This is a genomic window from Streptomyces sp. NPDC012474 (assembly GCF_042955185.1).
Classification (GTDB): domain Bacteria; phylum Actinomycetota; class Actinomycetes; order Streptomycetales; family Streptomycetaceae; genus Streptomyces; species Streptomyces cahuitamycinicus.
Genome location: NZ_JBIBEP010000003.1, coordinates 387736 through 406041, shown reverse-complemented (window position 1 = coordinate 406041; position 18306 = coordinate 387736). Strand labels below are relative to the sequence as shown.

Genomic DNA, 18306 nt, shown 5'->3' with positions numbered 1-18306 from the left:
CCGTGGGGGGTTCGAGGGTCGGGATCTCGGTCACCGGTCACCACCACCGATCAGCTCGGCGGCCTTCTCCCCGACCATGAGCACACCGATCATCGGGTTGACGGTGGTCATCGTGGGGAACACGGAGGCGTCGGCGATGCGGATGCCCTCCAGGCCGCGGATGCGCAGCTCGGGGTCGACGACGGCCAGCCGGTCGTCGGCGGCGCCCATCTTGCAGGTGCCGGCCGGGTGGTAGACGGTGTGCGCGACCTTGCGGGCGTACTCGCCGAGCTCCTCGTCACCGCTGACGTCCGGGCCCGGGGCCACCTCGCGCTTGAGCCAGCCGGCCAGCGGCTCTGTCTTGGCGATCTCGCGGGCGATCCTGATGCCGTCGACGAGGGTCTTGCCGTCGTAGTCGTCCTCGTCGGTGAAGTAGCGGAAGTCCAGGGCGGGCTTGACCTCGGGGTCGGCGCTGGTCAGGTACAGCCGGCCGCGGCTCTTCGGCTTGGGGATGTTCGGGGTCATGGAGACGCCGAACTCCGGCCGCCGGTAGCCCAGTCGCTCAGGATTGTCCGTGAACGGGATCTGGTAGAAGTGGAACATCAGGTCGGGGTGCGCCAGTTCGGGGTCGCGGCGCACGAACAGGCCCGCGTCCGAGTCCATCGCGGAGTTCTCCGGGATGGGGCCGTCGGTCTCCCACACGATGACCGACTCGGGGTGGTCGAGCAGGTTCTCGCCGACGCCCGGCAGGTCGTGTGCGACGGGGATGCCGAGCTTCTCCAGGTCCGTCTTCGGGCCGATGCCGGAGTGCATCAGCAGCCGGGGCGAGTCGACGGCGCCGGCGCACAGCAGGACCTCGCCCCGGGCCTTGACGAGGATCTCCTCGCCGTCCTTGGTGCGTACGTGCACGCCCTCGGCACGGTTGCCGTCGAGTTCCAGCCTGTACGCCCAGGTCTCCAGCAGGATCGTCAGGTTGGGCCGCTCCTCCATCACCGGGTGGAGGTACGCGACCGACGCCGAGGAGCGCTTGTTGTTCTCGGGGTGGTAGGCGAGGTCGAAGAAGCCGACGCCCTCGGTGAAGGGCTTCTTGTTGAAGCCCTCGACGCGCGGCACGCCCAGGGCTTCCTGGGCCGCGTCGACGAAGTCGCAGGCGATGGCGTTCCGGTCCTTCTCGTCGACCGGGACGATGTTGTTGAGCAGCCGGGCGAAGTACGCCTCCATCTGCACCGCGCCCCAGCCCTTGGCACCGGCGTCCTCCCACTCGTCCCAGTCGGCGGGCAGCGGCTTGAAGGCGATGAGGGTGTTGTGCGAGGAGCAGCCGCCCAGGACGCGGGCCCGGCTGTGCCGGATGTGCGAGTTTCCGCGTGGCTGTTCGGTGGTGGGGTAGTCGTAGTCGAGCTCGCCGCCGAGCAGGCCCATCCAGCGGCGCAGGGTCAGTACGTCGTCACGGCCGACGTCACTGGGACCGCCCTCGATGACGGCGACGGTGACGTCCGGGTTCTCGGTCAGGCGTGAGGCGATGACGGAACCCGCGGTTCCGCCGCCTATCACGACATAGTCGTACTCATGGCTGGTGTGGGACATGGGGTACTTGCTCCAGTGGGGATGAAGTGAACGAGCTGGGGGGCGGGGACGCTCAGCCCGGGGTGTGGGGGGGTCGGCCCGGGATGAGAGTCGGCGGCCCGGCGGGGATCAGCCCGCGAACCAGCGCACCGGCTTGGGAGCGAGGTTCTGGTAGACGTGCTTGGTCTCCCGGTACTCGGCGAGTCCGGCGTGGCCGAGTTCGCGGCCCACTCCGCTCTTGCCGAAACCGCCCCACTCCGCCTGCGGCAGGTAGGGGTGGAAGTCGTTGATCCAGATCGTGCCGTGGCGCAGCCGCCCGGCCACGCGGCGGGCGCGGCCCGCGTCGGAGGTCCAGACGCCGCCCGCCAGTCCGTACTCGGTGTCGTTGGCGAGGGCGACGGCCTCGTCCTCGGTCCGGAAGGTCTCGACGGTGACGACCGGCCCGAAGACCTCCTCCCGTACGACGCGCATCTCGCGGTGGCAGTGGTCGAGGACGGTCGGCTCGTAGAAGTAGCCGCTCTCCGGACGCTGCGGGGACGGCTCGGGGCGCTTGCCGCCGGAGCGCAGCACGGCGCCCTCCTTGAGGGCGGACTCGACGTACATCTCGACCTTGGCGCGCTGCTGCTCGGAGACGAGCGGGCCGCACTCGACGCCGTCCTCGGTGCCGCGGCCGAGGCGGATCTTCTCGGCGCGCCGGGCGAGTTCGGTGACGAAGCGGTCCCGGACGGACTCCTCGATGATGAGGCGGGCACCGGCCGAGCAGACCTGGCCGCTGTGGATGAATGCGGCGTTGAGGGCCTGGTCGACGGCGGTGTCGAAGCCCTCCTCGGTGGCGCAGGCGTCCGCGAAGACGACGTTGGGGTTCTTGCCGCCGAGTTCGAGGGCGACCTTCTTGACGGTCGGGGCGGCGGCCTCGGCGACCTTGACGCCGCTGACCGTGCCGCCGGTGAAGGAGACCAGGTCCACGTCGGGGTGCTCGGACAGGCGTGCGCCGACGGAGTGACCCGGGCCGGTGACGATGTTGGCGACGCCCGCGGGGAGCCCGGCCTCGACGAGCAGCTCGATGACCGCGATCGTCGTCATCGGCGTGATCTCGCTCGGCTTGATGACGAAGGTGTTGCCGGCGGCGAGGGCGGGGGCGATCTTCCAGCTGGCCTGGAGCAGCGGGTAGTTCCAGGGCGTGATCATCGCGCAGACGCCGACGGGCTCGTGCACGACGACGCTGTGGATGTCGGTCGAGCCCGCGTCCACGACCCTGCCGGGAGCCTCGCCGGCGACCAGGTCGGCGAAGTAGCGGAAGGCGTCGGCGACACAGTCGATGTCGACGCGGCCCTCCTCGACGGTCTTGCCCGCGTCGCGGGCCTCCAGCCGGCCCAGCCCCTCACGGTCCCGCACGAGCAGGTCGGCGACACGCCTCAGCAGCGCGGCCCGCTCGGTGGCGGGGGTGTGCGGCCACGGACCTTCGTCGAAGGCGCGCCGGGCGGCGGCTATCGCCAGGTCGGTGTCCTTCTCGTCACCCTCCGAGACCACGGCGAAGGGCAGGGCGTCCGCGGGGTCGAGGATCTCGCGGGTGGCCCCGGAGGTGGCCGCCCGCCACTCTCCTCCCGCATGGATGGTTTGACGCGCCTGAAGTTCGGTACTTTCCGCCATGATCGCTGTTCGCCTTCCGTTCCTGATCAGCGCCCCTGTGTCACATGCGTGTCACTAAGAGACCGAGGTCGCCTGCCCGACTCCCCCGGATGCATGCGCGTCGATGGCCGAAAGTGCGCTGTGTCACGGGAGATGCGGGCAAACGGGAACAAAAGGTGTGCGCTTGGTCGGGCCGTCGGAAAGCCCGCAGGCCCCGCACCGGGGAACCGGGGCGGGGCCTGCGAACGACAACGGCGAGAGGCTCGCTCAGATGAGGCCGAGGCCGCGGACCGCCTCGCGCTCCTCCTCCAGCTCCTTGACGGAGGCGTCGATCCGGGCGCGGGAGAACTCGTTGATCTCCAGGCCCTGGACGATCTCGTACGCGCCGTCCTTGGTGGTGACGGGGAAGGAGGAGATGAGCCCCTCCGGCACGCCGTAGGAACCGTCGGACGGGATGCCCATGGAGACCCAGTCGCCGTCGGCGGTGCCGTTGACCCACGAGTGGACGTGGTCGATGGCGGCGTTGGCGGCGGAGGCGGCCGACGAGGCGCCACGGGCCTCGATGATGGCGGCGCCGCGCTTGGCGACGGTCGGGATGAAGTCCTCGGCCAGCCACTTCTCGTCGTTCACGACCTCGGCGGCGTTCTTGCCGGCGATCGTGGCGTGGAAGATGTCGGGGTACTGGGTGGCGGAGTGGTTGCCCCAGATGGTCAGGCGCTTGATGTCGGCGACCGTCGAGCCCGTCTTCTTCGCGAGCTGGGTCAGCGCGCGGTTGTGGTCCAGGCGGGTCATCGCGGTGAACCGCTCGGCCGGTACGTCCGGCGCGGCGGCCTGGGCGATCAGGGCGTTGGTGTTGGCCGGGTTGCCCACCACCAGGATCTTGACGTCGTCCGCGGCGTGGTCGTTGATGGCCTTGCCCTGCGGCTTGAAGATGCCGCCGTTGGCCTCCAGCAGGTCGCCGCGCTCCATGCCCTTGGTGCGGGGGCGGGCACCGACGAGCAGGCCGACGTTGGTGCCGTCGAAGGCGACGTTCGGGTCGTCGGTGATGTCGATGCCCTGCAGGAGCGGGAACGCGCAGTCGTCCAGCTCCATGGCCGTGCCCTCGGCCGCCTTCAGGGCGGGCGTGATCTCCAGCAGGCGCAGCTTCACCGGCACGTCCGCGCCGAGCAGCTGACCGGAGGCGATGCGGAAGAGCAGGGCGTAACCGATCTGGCCGGCCGCGCCGGTGACGGTGACGTTCACGGGAGTGCGGGTCATGGCGTTCTCCGTATGACAGCTGGCGGTGGGGCGGTCCCTGCCCCGGACGTTTGATCGATCTCTTGGCGTCAAGAGATCCATTCAGCCGTCAGGCTACCGCGCATCCGGGATCCCGGACGTCCGGGTCGATGTGGCCCGGCCCACAACTCCGCCCCGCCCTCGCACACGCACCCACCCCGGGCAAAAGGCGGCCGCCCCGTCCGGGAGAGGAGGACGAAGGCGGCCGCCTGGGGGATACCGACCATGCCGGACTCCCGTGGGGGTACGGTTCGCGTGCCCCCGATCCGTGCGGACATTCCTCCCCCTCGGAAATTCCTCACCCGGGCGGGCGGCACCTCCTTCGCGCCTAGTCGGTGCACCCCTGGCCACCGGCCGCCAGGGTCGCGCAGGCCTTGGCGTCGGCGGCGCCCTTCACGGCGACCATCGGGGTGTAGGCGATGGCGTCCCCGGCGGCGGTGATGCTGCCGGTCTGCTTCGCCTTGCCCGAGCTGATCTCGACCTCGTCGCCCTGTGCGGCCTGGGTGATACGCCCCCAGGCCGCCTTGCAGGTCTCGCTGTAACGGACCTCGACGACGGTCGTGCCGACGGTCGCGGTCCGGGCCGTGGTCACCAGGTCACCGCTGCACCCCATGGCCTCCGCGTCCTTGCCGGTGCAGTCGGCGCCGCTGCACTTGACGCCGGGCGGCAGCTTCGGGTCGGTGCTGACGGTCGGCGAGGGCGACTTGGCGCCGCCCCCGGCTTCGTCGTCGCCACCGCCGCCGGTGAGGTAGAACGCGCCGGCGATCACCACCAGCACGCCCACGACACCCGCGACGAAGGTCGCGGTCCGCTTCTTGCCCGCGGGGGCCGAGGGGGCACGGCGGGTCCCGCCGGCACCCCTGCCGCCCGCGCCACCGGCCCGCGCCGGGACGGCGTCCTGCGGTTCGCCGTACGAGCCGGGCCCGGCTCCGGCCGCGCGACCCCCGCCGGGCGACCCGGTGGGGGTTCCGGAACCGGAGCCGGGCCGGGATCCCCGGTCCGCACCGGGTCCGGCGGAACGGCCTGCCGTCGACGACGGGCCCTGGTACCCGGCCAGTCCCCACGAGTTGACCTCGGGCGCCGCGGCCCGGCCGCTCTCCTCCCGCACACCCGCGCCGCTGGAGTCCTGGACCTCGGGGGCCGTCGGCTGCGGCGGCACGGTCGGGGCCACACCGGCCGGTCCCGCGACGCCCGGCGTGATCGTGGTGCCGCCGCTCCGGCGGGCGGGCTTGCCGCCGCCCGCGGAGGCCGCTCTGCCCTCGCCCGCCGAGGCCGCCTTGCCACCGGCCGAGGGGTCGGTGAAGTCCTGCCCGCCGAACTCCCCGAGCGCGGCGCGCGCCTGGGAGATCCGTATGGCCTCCATCGTCATGTCGTGCCGCATCTCCGAGCGGCTCCAGGCGCGCTCGGCGAGCTCCCACATGGTGGTCAGGTGCACCGGATTGGTGCCCGTGACCTCGGCCAGAGCCACGATCGCGCCCTTCGGCGCGAGCAGCCGGCCGTTCAGGTAACGCTCCCACGACGTCTTGCTGTAGCCCGTGCGGTCCGCCACCGACGCGATGCTCAGACCGCTGCGGTCCACGAGCCTGCGCAGCTGACTGGTGAACTCCCTGATCTGCGGATCGAGCTCATCCGGCAAGGCCTTCCAACGAGGCATTGCTCCCCCTCTTCCCCCCGTACGTGCTGATATTTCTCGCGCTGTTCGCCCCGCGCGTGGCGGCCTTGGCCGAGTCCCCGTTCTGGATACCCACAGGGATGCGCCCAGTCAGGATCTCAGTTCCCTGACGGGGGGCGCACAGGAGCATGGTCACCGCGCGCGGTACACCCTGGACCGTCCTGATTGTCCCTGCCAATCCCCGCGTCGCACCACTTTGTGCAGTATCGGAAGCGAGACGTACCGGAACTGTCACTTCCGTGCCACAGCGCACTGACAGCCGTTGAACAGGCCGTTCGCCGTGCCGGAGGGTGGTGCGTGACGGCGGCCCGTCCTTCCTCGGGGGAGAGGACGGGCCGCCGTCCGTCACTCGTTGGTGACCGTGAAGTGCAGCGTGTCCTTCAGGAACGGGATCTGCAGCCACGGATTCGGCTGGACCATCAGCGCCAGCATGACGATCACCAGGCCCAGCAGGCCGTAGGTGACGATGTCCGTGAACCGGGAGCGGACGGCGAGCATGCCGACATCCGGCAGCAGCCAGCGCATCGCTCCGCCGCCCAGCAGGGCGACACCGATCAGCAGCGTTCCGAGCCGGAACAGGCCGAAAGCGGTCACCAGCAGTCCGAGCCCGGCCAGTCCCAGCACGGCGAGCACGGGCCACTGCCGCGCAGGCGCGGGAGCGTCCTCGGACGCGGCCCGGCCGCCGCCCTCGGGCCGCGCGGTGTCCTTGGTGAACAGCGGGAAACGCCGGGTGACCCGCCGCGGCCGCCCTTCGGCGTCGGGCGCGCTGATGGGGTCCCGGACGGTGATGTCCTCCGGCGCCTCGTGCCCGCCCGGCGCGTCAGGACCGTTTTGCGTCTCGTGCCCGCCCGATGTCTCGTGCCCGTCCCGGGTCTCGTGCCCGCCCGGCGCCTCGTGCCTGGTGGGCGTCTCGTGCCCGCTCGGGGTCCGGGGCTCAGCCGACACTGCGCTCCGCCGCCTCGACCACGTTCATGAGCAGCTGGGCGCGGGTCATCGGGCCGATGCCGCCCGGGTTCGGGGAGATGAAGCCGGCGACCTCGGCCACGTCGGGGTGGACGTCGCCCACGATCTTGCCCTCGGCGCTGCGGGAGACGCCGACGTCGAGGACGGCCGCGCCGGGCTTCACGTCCTCGGCGCGGATCAGATGGGCGGAGCCGGCGGCTGCCACGATGATGTCCGCGCGCTTGAGGTGGGCCGACAGGTCACGGGTGCCGGTGTGGCACTGGGTCACGGTCGCGTTCTCGCTGCGGCGGGTGAGCAGCAGCGGCATCGGCCGGCCGATGGTCACACCGCGTCCGACGACCACGACCTCCGCGCCCTTGATCTCCACGCCGTAGCGGCGGAGCAGCGTCAGCACGCCGTTCGGGGTGCAGGGCAGCGGGGCGGGCTCGTTGAGGACGAGGCGCCCCAGGTTCATCGGGTGCAGTCCGTCCGCGTCCTTGTCCGGGTCCATCAGCTCCAGGATGCGGTTCTCGTCGATGCCCTTGGGCAGCGGCAGTTGCACGATGTACCCGGTGCAGGCCGGGTCGTCGTTCAGCTCGCGGACGGCCCGCTCGATCTCCTCCTGGGTCGCCGTGGCGGGCAGTTCGCGCTGGATGGAGGCGATGCCCACCTGCGCGCAGTCGCGGTGCTTGCCGGCGACGTACTTCTGGCTGCCGGGGTCGTCCCCGACCAGGATCGTGCCGAGGCCGGGCGTGACGCCCTTCTCCTTCAGCGCCGCCACGCGGGCGGTCAGGTCGGACTTGATCGCGGCTGCGGTGGCCTTGCCATCGAGAATCTGGGCGGTCATGGCCCCATCCTCGCGGATGAACCCGCCACGGTTCCAATCCGGCCGCAATCCGGGCACCGCGGGGCCCGTCCTCCCCTATCCGCCCATGATCAGCGATGTTGCACTTGCACAACACATCGGGAATGCGGCTGGACAAGCCGGTCAGTGGTGAAGAACGATGACCCGACAAGTGCCGCGGGCAGCTCAACGGGGGGACGGTCGCAATACTGAAGATTTTCCTCCGTGCGGATGTCACGCGTCGTCCCCGCACTCGGACCAACGGAGGAAAGTCCCCCATGAGCTACGGCGACCCGAACAACCCCTACGGCGCTCCCCAGGGGCAGCCGCAGCAGCAGCCGCAGCAGCCGGGCTACGGCTACCCGCAGAACCAGGGTCAGGCTCCCGGCTACGGCTACCCGCAGGCCCCTCCGGTCTCCCCCTACGGCGGCCCCGCCGCGCCGACCACGATGCCCGGCTCGGTGAGCGCGGCCCGCGTGATGATGTGGGTCATCGTCGGTCTGCAGGTCGTCGCCGTGGTGATCCTCGGGATCGGCGCCGCAGCGATCAACGCCGCGAAGAACGACGCGACCGTGCAGGAGAACGCCGCCCTTCAGGACCTGGTCGGCGACTCGACCGGCCTGATCTGGGGCTACGTCGTGTTCGGCCTGGCCTGGTTGGTGTTCGCGGCCGTCCTGGCGACGAAGTTCAAGAGCGGCGGCAACGGCGCCCGGGTCACCATCATGGTGTTCGCCATCATCACGGCGGTGCTCGGCATCTACCCGTTCGTCATCGTCGGCCTGGTGCACACCGTCCTGGCCGTCCTGGTCGCGGTGTTCGTCGGCAACGCCAACGGCAAGGCCTGGTTCAACCGCCCCAAGCACTGAACCGGACCCGGTCGACCGGACCGGTTCACGCCATTCACTTCCAAGGGCCGTGTCTCACCCGTACGAGGGGGGCACGGCCCTGGTGCGTCGCCCTAACCTGACAGTGGTAGCTGTTCAGGCACGGGGAGAGCACCTTGTACAGCATCATCGTGGTACCTCCGCCGACCACGGAGGACGAGCGAAACCGCACCCCCATCACCCGCACCCCCATCACCCGCGCGCCCGGCGAACGCCGCGGATCCGGCGCGTCCGGCACGTCCAGCGCGTCCGCGCACGGCCCCTTCCGGATCCCCGGCCGTCCACACGGGCCCGGGGCGACCCGGTGAGCGAGGCCTACGCCGTACCCGTGCCCAAGGGCTACCGGGTCGGCGACTGGGAGGTGTACGAGCCCATCGCGACGGGCGCCTTCGGCAGTGTGTACGCGGCCCGGCGCGTCGGTGACGGCACCGGACTGCCGTCCACGGCCGCGCTGAAGTTCCTGCCCACCGGGACGGCCACGCCGCGCCGGCTGTCCCACCTGCGCGAGCTGATCGAGCGTGAGGTCGAGTTGTACCGGCGGCTGAGACGTCCGCGGCTGGTGCGGATGTACCAGACGCTGACCGTCGACGACCCGGGCCGCCCGGAGCTGGACGGCGCCACCGTCCTCGTCCTGGAGAAGGCCGAGGGCTCCCTGTCGGCCGTGCTCGCCACCACACCCCGCCCCGTGGCCGGCCCGGCACTGCTCGCGCAGATCGCCGAGGGCCTCGCCCAGTTGCACGACGCCGGCTGGGTGCACGGCGACCTGAAGCCGGCCAACGTGCTGCTGATGGCGGACGGTTCGGTCCGTCTCGCCGACTTCAACCTGGCCGCCGAGCTGGAGGGAACCCACGCCTACACGTCGGCCTTCTCCACCCCCGACTACACCCCGCCGGAACTCCTGTGGACCGAGATCGGTGAACGCGGCCGCCGCATCCGCCCCTCCGCCGACATCTGGGCCTTCGGCGTCCTCGCCCACCTCGTGCTCACCGACGCCTTCCCGCTGCCCGGCGCCACCCCGGCAGCTCGTCGCGACGCGGCGGCGGCCTACGCCCGCGGCGTCGACCAGCTGCGCCTGTCGCCGGAACTTCCCGACGGCTGGCGGGAGATCGTGCGCGCCTGTCTGACGCGGACGCACCAGCAGCGCATCGGCGGCACGGCGCTGCTGCGCCGCGTGACGGCGGTCGCGGGCCAGGGCCGGAGCGCCTTCCGCCTGCCCCCTCTGCGTCCCGCCCGCCACCGCTTCCGTCGCAGGTCCGTCGCGGCCGTCGTGGCCGTCGCGACCGGAGCCGTCGCGGCCCTGGCCGCCCTGGCCTACGGCACCGGCGTCTGGGCCGGAGGCCGCGGAGCCGGTGGCGGCGCCGGCGCGACCGCGAACGTCTCGGCCGCCGCGTACGGCGCCGCGGAGCTCCGCACCGACCGGGGCGTGCCGCCCGCCTACCGCCTGCTGATCGTCGAGACGGCGCACGACTGCGACCAGGAAGAGGTCAGCCCGGTCCTGATCGCCGCCATGCTGAAGGTGGAGAGCGACTTCGAACCGGACCTCTCCGACCCCGCGAACGACGAGTACGGCATCGCCCGCTGGACCCCGCGCGTCCTGCGCTGGTGGATGAACGAGGACGGCACTCCGGGAGAGACGGTCCCCCAGCCTCCCTTCCCGCCCGCCGAATCCATCCCGGCGATGGGCCGCTACCTGTGCTGGATCGCCCCGCGCCTGCACGGTGACCTGCCGGGCGACCGGCGGGTCCTCGTAGCCGCCGCGTACCGCAGGTCGTACCGCACGGTGAACGCGGCGGGCGGCGTGCCCCCGGACGTCCGCGCATACGCCGACCGCGTCGCCCACTTCCTGGCGGAGTACGCACCCGAGGGCCGGAAGTGAACTCCACGCCAGGGTGGCCGAGGCGCCGTCGTAAATGGCCGGTCCAGCCGAGCGGGGCATGCGAACATGCTCTCGATTCCCGTCAGTTGGAGAGAGAGGTTCGCACATGAGACTCACCCGTGGTGCCCTGCTGGTCGCCGCCGGCGCCCTGGCCCCCGCCCTCCTGTTCAGCACCCCGGCCTTCGCCACCGGCACGGCTCCCGGGTCGGGGGTGTCGGCCGCACCGGCGGACGACACCCCCGTGGACCAGATGTCGGAGGAGGAGCTGCGGATCGCGATCCTGCGCATCCTGGCCGACGAGGACACCGGCCGCGGAGTCACCCGCGAGGCCAACGAGGCGCTCGACGGCACCGTGGAGGACATGCGGGAGTTCCTGAAGACCGGCTACCGTCTCGCCCAGGCCGAGGACGACCGCGTCGCCATCGTCCGCATCCTGAGCGACCCGAAATCCGGCCGAGGCGTCAAGCGGGAAGCCGGCAAGGCCCTCGACGTGAACACCCCGGAAGCACTGCGCGCGTTCCTGGAGACCGGCCACCGCCTCGCCCAGGCCGAGGACGACCGCGTCGCCGTCGTCCGCATCCTGAGCGACCCGAAATCCGGCCGAGGCGTCAAGCGGGAAGCCGGCAAGGCCCTCGACGTGAACACCCCGGAAGCACTGCGCGCGTTCCTGGAGACCGGCCACCGCCTCGCCCAGGCCGAGGACGACCGCGTCGCCGTCGCCCGCATCCTGGCCGACCCGACCATCAGCGACGCGCTCCGGGCCGCCGCCGAGGAGGTCATCGACGGCACGCCGGAGGAGCTGCGGTACTTCCTGGAGGTCGGGCGCTTCGAGGTGGACGGCTGAGACGACAGGAGCGGGCCGACTGTACCGCCGGCCCGCTCCGGTCACCGCTCTCAGTGGAAGAAGTGCCGCGTGCCGGTGAAGTACATCGTGACGCCGGCCTTCTGCGCGGCCTCGACGACCAGCTCGTCGCGGACGGAACCGCCGGGCTGGACCACGGCCTTCACCCCGGCCTCGGTGAGGATCTCCAGGCCGTCAGGGAAGGGGAAGAACGCGTCGGACGCGGCGTACGCGCCCGCGGCGCGCTCGGCACCCGCCCGCTCGACGGCCAGCTTCGCGGAGTCCACCCGGTTGACCTGCCCCATGCCGACGCCGACCGAGGCACCGTCCTTGGCGAGCAGGATCGCGTTGGACTTCACCGCGCGGCAGGCCTTCCACGCGAAGGCCAGCTCGGCCAGCTCGTCGGCGCTCAGCGCATCGCCGGTCGCCAGCGTCCAGTCGGCCGGGTCGTCACCGTCGGCCTGGAGGCGGTCGGTGACCTGGAGCAGCGCGCCGCCGTCGATCGGCTTGACCTCGACCGGGGCCGAGGGGCCGTCGGGGCAGCGCAGCACGCGGATGTTCTTCTTCTTGGTGAGGGCCTCAAGGGCCCCGTCCTCGTAGCCGGGCGCGACGATGACCTCGGTGAAGATCTCCGCGACCTGCTCGGCCATCTCCTTGCTGACCGGGCGGTTGACCGCGATCACACCGCCGAACGCCGACAGCGGGTCACAGGCGTGCGCCTTGCGGTGCGCCTCGGCGACGTCCGCGCCGACGGCGATGCCGCAGGGGTTGGCGTGCTTGATGATCGCGACACACGGCTCGGCGTGGTCGTACGCGGCACGGCGGGCGGCGTCCGTGTCCGTGTAGTTGTTGTACGACATCTCCTTGCCGTGCAGCTGCTCGGCCTGGGCGAGGCCGCCGCCCTCCGGGGAGACGTAGAGCGCGGCGGGCTGGTGCGGGTTCTCGCCGTAGCGCAGGGTGTGCTCGCGCTCCCAGGTGGCGCCGAGGAAGTCGGGGAACCGCGACTCGTCGACGGGCGCGTAGGAGGAGGCGAACCAGGAGGCGACGGCGACGTCGTAGGCGGCCGTGTGCTGGAAGGCCTCGGCGGCGAGCCGCTTGCGGGTGGTGAGGTCGAAACCGCCGCCCTGGACGGCCTTGAGCACGTCGGCGTAGCGGGCGGGGCTGGTGACGACCGCTACCGAGGGGTGGTTCTTGGCGGCGGCGCGGACCATCGAGGGACCACCGATGTCGATCTGCTCCACGCACTCGTCGGGCGAGGCACCGGAGGCGACGGTCTCGCGGAACGGGTAGAGGTTGACGACGACGAGGTCGAACGGCTCGACACCCAGCTCGGCGAGCTGCCGCCGGTGGTCCTCCAGGCGCAGGTCGGCGAGGATGCCGGCGTGCACGCGCGGGTGCAGGGTCTTCACCCGGCCGTCCAGGCACTCGGGAAAGCCGGTGAGCTCCTCGACCTTGGTGACGGGGACGCCGGCAGCGGCGATCTTCGCGGCGGTGGAGCCGGTGGAGACGAGCTCGACCCCGGCCTCGTGGAGCCCGCGCGCGAGGTCCTCGAGCCCGGTCTTGTCGTAGACGCTGACGAGCGCCCGGCGAAGGGGCCGCTTATTGCTGTCGGCGGTCACTGGATAACTACCTTTCGTCCCTCAATGCGATGGCCGTTGCGGGCGAGGCGCCCCACGACCTCGACGAGCAGCCTTCGCTCGACTTCCTTGATGCGCTCGTGGAGAGCGCCTTCGTCGTCCTCGTCCCGGATCTCCACCACGCCCTGCGCGATGATCGGCCCGGTGTCGACGCCGTCGTCGACGAAGTGGACGGTGCAGCCGGTGACCTTGGCGCCGTACGCGAGCGCGTCCCGCACGCCGTGGGCTCCCGGGAAACTGGGCAGCAGGGCGGGGTGCGTGTTGACGAACCGCCCCCCGAACCGCGCGAGGAACTCCTTGCCGACGATCTTCATGAACCCGGCGGAGACGACGAGGTCGGGCTCGTGGGCGGCGACGGCCTCGGCGAGGGCGGCGTCCCACTCCTCGCGGCTGCCGTGGTCCTTGACCCGGCACACGAAGGTCGGCAGGCCCGCGCGCTCGGCACGCGCCAGCCCCTCGATGCCCTCGCGGTCCGCCCCGACGGCCACGACCTCGGCCCCGTACGCCTGCGCACCGACGGCGGCGATCTCGTCGAGGAGCGCCTGCAGGTTGGTGCCGGATCCGGAGACCAGCACGACGAGGCGCTTGGCGCGCGGGGCCACGGGCTTGGCGGCCACGGTGGGGGCCTTTCTCGGGGGAGCGTCTGTCCAAGGCGGCCGGCACTCAGCGTTTTGTACATTCATACGAATGCTTTGCGTCCCCGGATACGGGGAAGCCTACGAACCGGTCGACCGTCAGCAACGATACCGGCACACCGGGCGGCCCCCACGGGACGGGGGCGGGGCCGGAAGGTAGCGTCTGGACGGAGCCGGTTCGGGAACGACGTCCGGACGTGGTGCGTTCAGGAGATGACGGACCCGGGTCCGACGCCGCTCCGTTCTGTCCACTCATTCCTCCTCACCAACGGGAAGACGCTCACCTGATGCCGGACCGCAGCCTGCGACTCCTCACGTTCCCCCAGCTGTCGCCGCAGGGAGGGGAGCGCGGCGCCGTGCTGCTGCGGGAGCGCCCCAGCTCACCGCCCGACGCGCCTTCGGGCGGCGACGGCGGGGAGGAGCGGGGCCGTGGGTCCCAGGAGGACAACCCCTTCGCCCCGCCGCCCGAGGGCACACCGGACCGGCCCTGGCAGCCGCGGCGCCCGTCGGGCGACGACGCCCAGGACTCCCAGGATTCCCGGGGCGGCGGGCCCGGTCGCTCCCCCTGGGGCAGCCGGTGGAGCGACCGGCAGCCCGGCCGCTCCTCCGGCGGCTTCGGTGATCGTCCCCGCAGCGGGCCCGACGGCCAGGGCGGCCCCCAGGGCGGCGGTCAGAACGGGCGCTGGGACCCGACGGACCCTGCGCAGCGCCGGGCGCGCTACGCCCTGTTGTCGGGCATGTGGGCCTTCTTCTTCGCCCTCTTCAGCTGGCCGTACGTGGCCCTGCTGCTCGGCGCGCTCGCCCTCTACTGGGCCATCAGCGCCCTGCGTGCCAAGCCCCGCAGGACCGCCGACCCGGACACCCCGGCACCGGAACAGCAGGGCGGCCGTCCCCAGACGACGGCGGCTGTGAGCGGCCTGGTCACGGCGTCGCTGGCCATCGCCCTGGTCGCCGCGTCCTTCACGGCACAGCTGGTCTACCGCGACTACTACACGTGCACCACCGACGCCCTCACGAACGAGGCGAAGCAGTCCTGCTCCGAGCTTCTCCCGGAGCAGCTCCGCGGGCTGCTGGAGACGGACGGCTGACACTTCAGGGGGTTTCCGGCGGGAAGAACCGGCCGGGAGGGGCCGGGGCGTCGTAGGGCTCGGGGGCGGAGTCGGGCGGCAGGAAGTCGTAGACGCCGAAGTCCGTCTCGTCGGGCCGGTCGCGCAGGCCCGGCGCCCGGGCGAGGCCGGGCGCGTCCGGCGCGGGGTTTGTGGGGTGCTGGGGCGAGGGCGTCCCGTCGGCCGGTGAGGCGTCGCGCGCGGTGCGTCCGCCGCTCGCCGCCCCCCAGGCGTCGCCGGGATCTCCGAGGCCCCAGACGCCTCCGGTGACCTCGTCCCGCCCCGCCCGTCCGGCGCCCCGGGCGTCCTCGGCGACTCCGGTCACCCCGGCCATGCCGGCGACGCCGGTGCGCGTGAACCAACCGCGGCCGTGATTCGGCAGTCGCCGCTGCCCGCGGGCGCCTTCGGCCGCCGTCTCCCGCTGTCTGCCGATCTTCGGCTCCCGCGCCCGGGACGAGCGGCGCAGCCAGGCCCGTACCGCCACCGCCGTCGGGATCGCCAGCAGCCCCAGCCAGGCCAGCGTCGCGGCGGCGACCTGCCACCACACCGGTCCGAAGCGGGACAGCACGGCGGAACCGATGGGGCCGCCCGACATCGCGGCCAACCCCGCGAGCAGAGTCGCGCAGAGCAGCGACGCCAACGCGGCGGCACGGGTGGTGGCGCCGGCCGACCAGGCCGCGGCCCGCGCGTCGCCCGGTTTCGCCCCACCGCGCTCCGCGGCCGCCGTGACCGGTTTCGTCCCACCGCGCTCCGCGGCTGCCGTGACCCGTTTCGTCCCACCGCGCTCCGCGGCTGCCTCGCCCTTGGCCACCGTCCAGCCCACGACCAGCGCGGCAGCCAGCGGGACCACCCCGGCCGCCCAGTGCGCCGGCGCCCCCTCCCCCGCCTCCGGCACCGCCGCCAGCAGCGGAAACGGTGGCAGGAACGGGGCCGGCGCCGAGGCCAGCGGGCCGACCGAATGACCGGCGCCGAGGGCGAAGCCCGGGCCGAGGGCATAGGCGGCGCCCCACACCGCCGCGTTCGGCACCAGGGCCGCGCACAGCAGGAGGACGGCGAACCGCCCCGACCATCCCTCGGTCAGCCGGAGCAACGACGCCTGCGTTGCCGCTCCATGGCACACCATCGACACCAGCACCAGCAGCGCACCGCCCCCGAGGAGCACCACCGCCCCGGCCGCCGCGGCCCGGGCCGCGACACCAGGGCGCCCGTCCGGGTCGAGCAGCAGCGGGCGTACTCCCGTCGGCAGCAGGCCCAGGAGTCGCCGCAACGGCCGGCCAGGACGGCCGTACGCCGACCACACGCCCGCCCCCGCCGCCACGACGGCGAACAGCGGGACGCACAGGCCCGTCCACACCCACGACGGCCGCAGCACACCGCCCGCGGCGTACAGGGCGGCGGGCACGGCGACGGCGAGGTAGCCGAGGACGACGCCCGTCCACGCGATGCCGGGTGCGACCAAGGGCGGACCGACGACCGCCTCGGTGTCCTCCTCGAAGGCGTCGTCCTCGTCTCCTGCCCCGCCGTCCGTGGCGTCCCGCGCCGCCCGGTGCAGCAGCCACCCCGGCAGCGCGAGCAGCAGCAGGGGCGGCAGGCCGAGGGGGGCAGGGACGCCGGAGAGCGTGTCGGTGCGGACCAGCTCGGCGCCGTGCGCCAGCAGCCACAGCGCCGCCGCCACGTGCATGGCGCCGCCGGGCCCGCTGTCCGGGTAGGGCGAGCTGATCCACAGCAGCATCACGAGCACGGCGAACGACGCCAGTCCGAGGCCCGCCGCGAGCGCACCCCCCATGAGGCCGCCGAGCAGCCCGGGCGAACGATCGCGCATCCGGGCGAGCAGGGGCTCCGGCGAACGTCGGCGAGCGGTCATCTCGATCACGACCGACATGCTCCCAACGACACGCGCTTCACCGGCGTAACAGGCGAACCCTCGCTGTGTCGCTAAAAATACGCTTATGTTCTTTTCCGGACGGAGGCGTGCCCTGTGACACAGAGCCCTGCCATCCCGCTCCCCCCACCCAAGGAGCGCCGACGCCTGCGCGAGGCCGCCTCGCTGACGCGGGCTCAGCTGGCCTCCCGGGTGGGCGTCACCAGCGAGACGGTGCGCGGGTGGGAGACCGGCCGCTCCACGCCGCGCGGCCGCAAGGGAGAGAAGTACGCGAAGCTGCTCGACTCCCTCGGCGACGAGGGAGTCGAGGGAGCCGACCCCCTCGGCGACGAGGCGGGAATGACGCCGCCTCAGGACGGCGCCGCCGACTCCGACGACCCGGAACCGGCGCCCGGGGCGGTCCTCTCGCGCAGATCCGCCCGGGCCCGGCGCAAGACCGCCACCCCCGACCGGAAACGCCCCGCCGCGAAAGACCGGGGCCACGGCCCCGTCACCGTCCCCGACCGGAGCCGCGCCCCCGCCCCGCACGGGCACCGCGTCATCCTCACCGAGCGCCCGCGGACGACGCCACCGCGCCGGCCGGACGACGCCATCGCCGCCCTGACCCCCGATCAGGCCTTCGACGCGCTGTACGCCTTCTGCGCCCCCGCCCTCGTCCGGCAGACCTATCTGCTGACCGGCCGCCGTGAACTGGCCCGGGAGTCGGTGGAGCGGGCCTTCCAGATCGCCTGGCAGCGCTGGCCCGAGGTGGCCCGGGACCGCGACCCGGCGGGTTGGGTGCGCGCGATGGCGTACGAGTGCGCGCTCTCCCCGTGGCACCGGTTCCGGCCGCGCCACCGGCACCCCGAGCCGCCGCCGCCCGACGCGTTCGACCGCACGCTGATGGATTCCCTGCTGGAGCTCCCGCCGCCCTACCGCCGCACACTGGTGCTCTACGACGGGGTCGGGCTGGGCCTGCCCGAGACGGCGGCGGAGACGGAGGCGAGCACCCGCGCGGCAGTGAACCGGCTGGCGCACGCGCGCGAGGCGGTCGCCGAGCGGCTGCCGGAGCTGGCGGATCCGGAGACCCTGCACTGGAGGCTGGTCGAACTGGCCTCCGTCGAGCGGCTGCGCGCCGCCAAACCGTCGGTCGTGCGCAAGGTCGGGGAACGCCGGGCCCGCTTCTGGACCCGGGCCGCCATCGCCTTCACGATCGCCCTGATCGGCACGACGGCCCTCACCGTGCGCACGGCGCCGACGCACTACGAGCCGCCGGTGCCCGAGGGGGAGACGGTCCAGGGCGTACCGCCGCGGATGGCGCCCGGGCCGCTGTCGGAGTCGGAGCGGGAGCTGCGGGCGAAGCTGCGCAAGGAGGAGCAGAAGGGGCCGGACCGGCTGCGGCCGCAGCCGTGGTGACGCCGGCCTGCGGGAGACGGGCCGTGGAAGCAGGAGGTGGAAGGCGGGGGTGGAAACGGACGGTGGAAGGCGGGGGTGGAAACGGACGGTGGAAGGCGGGGGTGGAAACGGAGGGTGGAAGCCGGGGGTGGAAACGGAGTCCGGGG

General features: G+C 72.6%; 14 protein-coding genes. 5 read left to right on the top strand and 9 right to left on the bottom strand.

What is annotated here, in order from left to right:
* Positions 1-30: 30 nt before the first annotated feature.
* The 6 genes from ACFY9S_RS10030 to ACFY9S_RS10005 all read right to left on the bottom strand — a co-directional run bounded on the left by ACFY9S_RS10030 (position 31) and on the right by ACFY9S_RS10005 (position 7907).
* The gene (locus ACFY9S_RS10030; RefSeq protein WP_391125134.1) at positions 31-1563 is read right to left on the bottom strand and encodes a GMC oxidoreductase; all 1533 of its coding nucleotides are present in this window, start codon (positions 1561-1563) and stop codon (positions 31-33) included.
* Positions 1564-1671: 108 nt separating this feature from the next.
* Positions 1672-3192 (bottom strand): aldehyde dehydrogenase family protein, encoded by a 1521-nt coding sequence (locus ACFY9S_RS10025; RefSeq protein ID WP_391125131.1) that lies wholly within the window; start codon positions 3190-3192, stop codon positions 1672-1674.
* Between the two features lie 246 nt (positions 3193-3438).
* A complete protein-coding gene (locus ACFY9S_RS10020; protein ID WP_102912072.1) occupies positions 3439-4428 on the bottom strand; it encodes a malate dehydrogenase in 990 nt (329 codons plus the stop codon).
* A 346-nt stretch (positions 4429-4774) separates the two neighbouring features.
* Positions 4775-6082 carry a DUF2690 domain-containing protein gene (locus ACFY9S_RS10015; protein ID WP_391125127.1) on the bottom strand — a complete coding sequence of 436 codons (1308 nt, stop codon included), beginning with the start codon at positions 6080-6082 and terminating at the stop codon, positions 4775-4777.
* A 381-nt stretch (positions 6083-6463) separates the two neighbouring features.
* Positions 6464-6907 (bottom strand): DUF3017 domain-containing protein, encoded by a 444-nt coding sequence (locus ACFY9S_RS10010; protein ID WP_102910970.1) that lies wholly within the window; start codon positions 6905-6907, stop codon positions 6464-6466.
* A 145-nt stretch (positions 6908-7052) separates the two neighbouring features.
* Positions 7053-7907, bottom strand: coding sequence for a bifunctional methylenetetrahydrofolate dehydrogenase/methenyltetrahydrofolate cyclohydrolase (locus ACFY9S_RS10005; RefSeq protein WP_391125124.1), 855 nt, complete (start codon positions 7905-7907; stop codon positions 7053-7055).
* A 275-nt stretch (positions 7908-8182) separates the two neighbouring features.
* On the opposite strand from ACFY9S_RS10005, the gene ACFY9S_RS10000 reads away from it, so the two are divergent.
* From ACFY9S_RS10000 to ACFY9S_RS09990, 3 genes are all read left to right on the top strand, one after another.
* On the top strand, positions 8183-8770 hold the full coding sequence (locus ACFY9S_RS10000) for a hypothetical protein (RefSeq protein ID WP_391125121.1): 588 nt from the start codon (positions 8183-8185) through the stop codon (positions 8768-8770).
* Between the two features lie 322 nt (positions 8771-9092).
* Complete coding sequence (locus ACFY9S_RS09995; protein ID WP_391125118.1) at positions 9093-10664, top strand: protein kinase; 1572 nt, start codon at positions 9093-9095, stop codon at positions 10662-10664.
* A 106-nt stretch (positions 10665-10770) separates the two neighbouring features.
* Entirely contained in the window at positions 10771-11508 is a 738-nt protein-coding gene (locus ACFY9S_RS09990; RefSeq protein WP_391125115.1) for an ALF repeat-containing protein, read from the top strand.
* A 50-nt stretch (positions 11509-11558) separates the two neighbouring features.
* Here the strand turns inward: ACFY9S_RS09990 and purH are convergent, their stop codons facing one another.
* Together purH and purN are read right to left on the bottom strand one after the other, a co-directional pair.
* Complete coding sequence (purH, locus tag ACFY9S_RS09985; RefSeq protein ID WP_391125112.1) at positions 11559-13124, bottom strand: bifunctional phosphoribosylaminoimidazolecarboxamide formyltransferase/IMP cyclohydrolase; 1566 nt, start codon at positions 13122-13124, stop codon at positions 11559-11561.
* On the bottom strand, positions 13121-13759 hold the full coding sequence (gene purN / locus ACFY9S_RS09980) for a phosphoribosylglycinamide formyltransferase (protein ID WP_391125109.1): 639 nt from the start codon (positions 13757-13759) through the stop codon (positions 13121-13123). Before purN ends, purH begins: the two co-directional genes overlap by 4 nt.
* Positions 13760-14064: 305 nt before the next feature.
* Between purN and ACFY9S_RS09975 the strand changes: the two genes are divergently transcribed.
* Entirely contained in the window at positions 14065-14865 is an 801-nt protein-coding gene (locus tag ACFY9S_RS09975) for a hypothetical protein (RefSeq protein ID WP_391125106.1), read from the top strand.
* Between the two features lie 4 nt (positions 14866-14869).
* Here the strand turns inward: ACFY9S_RS09975 and ACFY9S_RS09970 are convergent, their stop codons facing one another.
* Positions 14870-16765 carry a DUF6350 family protein gene (locus tag ACFY9S_RS09970; RefSeq protein WP_391125103.1) on the bottom strand — a complete coding sequence of 632 codons (1896 nt, stop codon included), beginning with the start codon at positions 16763-16765 and terminating at the stop codon, positions 14870-14872.
* Positions 16766-16861: 96 nt separating this feature from the next.
* Between ACFY9S_RS09970 and ACFY9S_RS09965 the strand changes: the two genes are divergently transcribed.
* Positions 16862-18160 (top strand): helix-turn-helix domain-containing protein, encoded by a 1299-nt coding sequence (locus tag ACFY9S_RS09965; protein WP_391125100.1) that lies wholly within the window; start codon positions 16862-16864, stop codon positions 18158-18160.
* The last annotated feature ends 146 nt before the right edge of the window (positions 18161-18306 follow it).

What these genes read in the sequence shown, in the direction of transcription:
- ACFY9S_RS10030 (WP_391125134.1), bottom strand. Translation starts at nt 1,563, where the DNA reads ATGTCCCACACCAGCCATGAGTACGACTATGTCGTGATAGGCGGCGGA.
- ACFY9S_RS10025 (WP_391125131.1), bottom strand. Translation starts at nt 3,192, where the DNA reads ATGGCGGAAAGTACCGAACTTCAGGCGCGTCAAACCATCCATGCGGGA.
- ACFY9S_RS10020 (WP_102912072.1), bottom strand. Translation starts at nt 4,428, where the DNA reads ATGACCCGCACTCCCGTGAACGTCACCGTCACCGGCGCGGCCGGCCAG.
- ACFY9S_RS10005 (WP_391125124.1), bottom strand. Translation starts at nt 7,907, where the DNA reads ATGACCGCCCAGATTCTCGATGGCAAGGCCACCGCAGCCGCGATCAAG.
- ACFY9S_RS10000 (WP_391125121.1), top strand. Translation starts at nt 8,183, where the DNA reads ATGAGCTACGGCGACCCGAACAACCCCTACGGCGCTCCCCAGGGGCAG.
- ACFY9S_RS09990 (WP_391125115.1), top strand. Translation starts at nt 10,771, where the DNA reads ATGAGACTCACCCGTGGTGCCCTGCTGGTCGCCGCCGGCGCCCTGGCC.
- ACFY9S_RS09975 (WP_391125106.1), top strand. Translation starts at nt 14,065, where the DNA reads ATGCCGGACCGCAGCCTGCGACTCCTCACGTTCCCCCAGCTGTCGCCG.
- ACFY9S_RS09970 (WP_391125103.1), bottom strand. Translation starts at nt 16,765, where the DNA reads ATGTCGGTCGTGATCGAGATGACCGCTCGCCGACGTTCGCCGGAGCCC.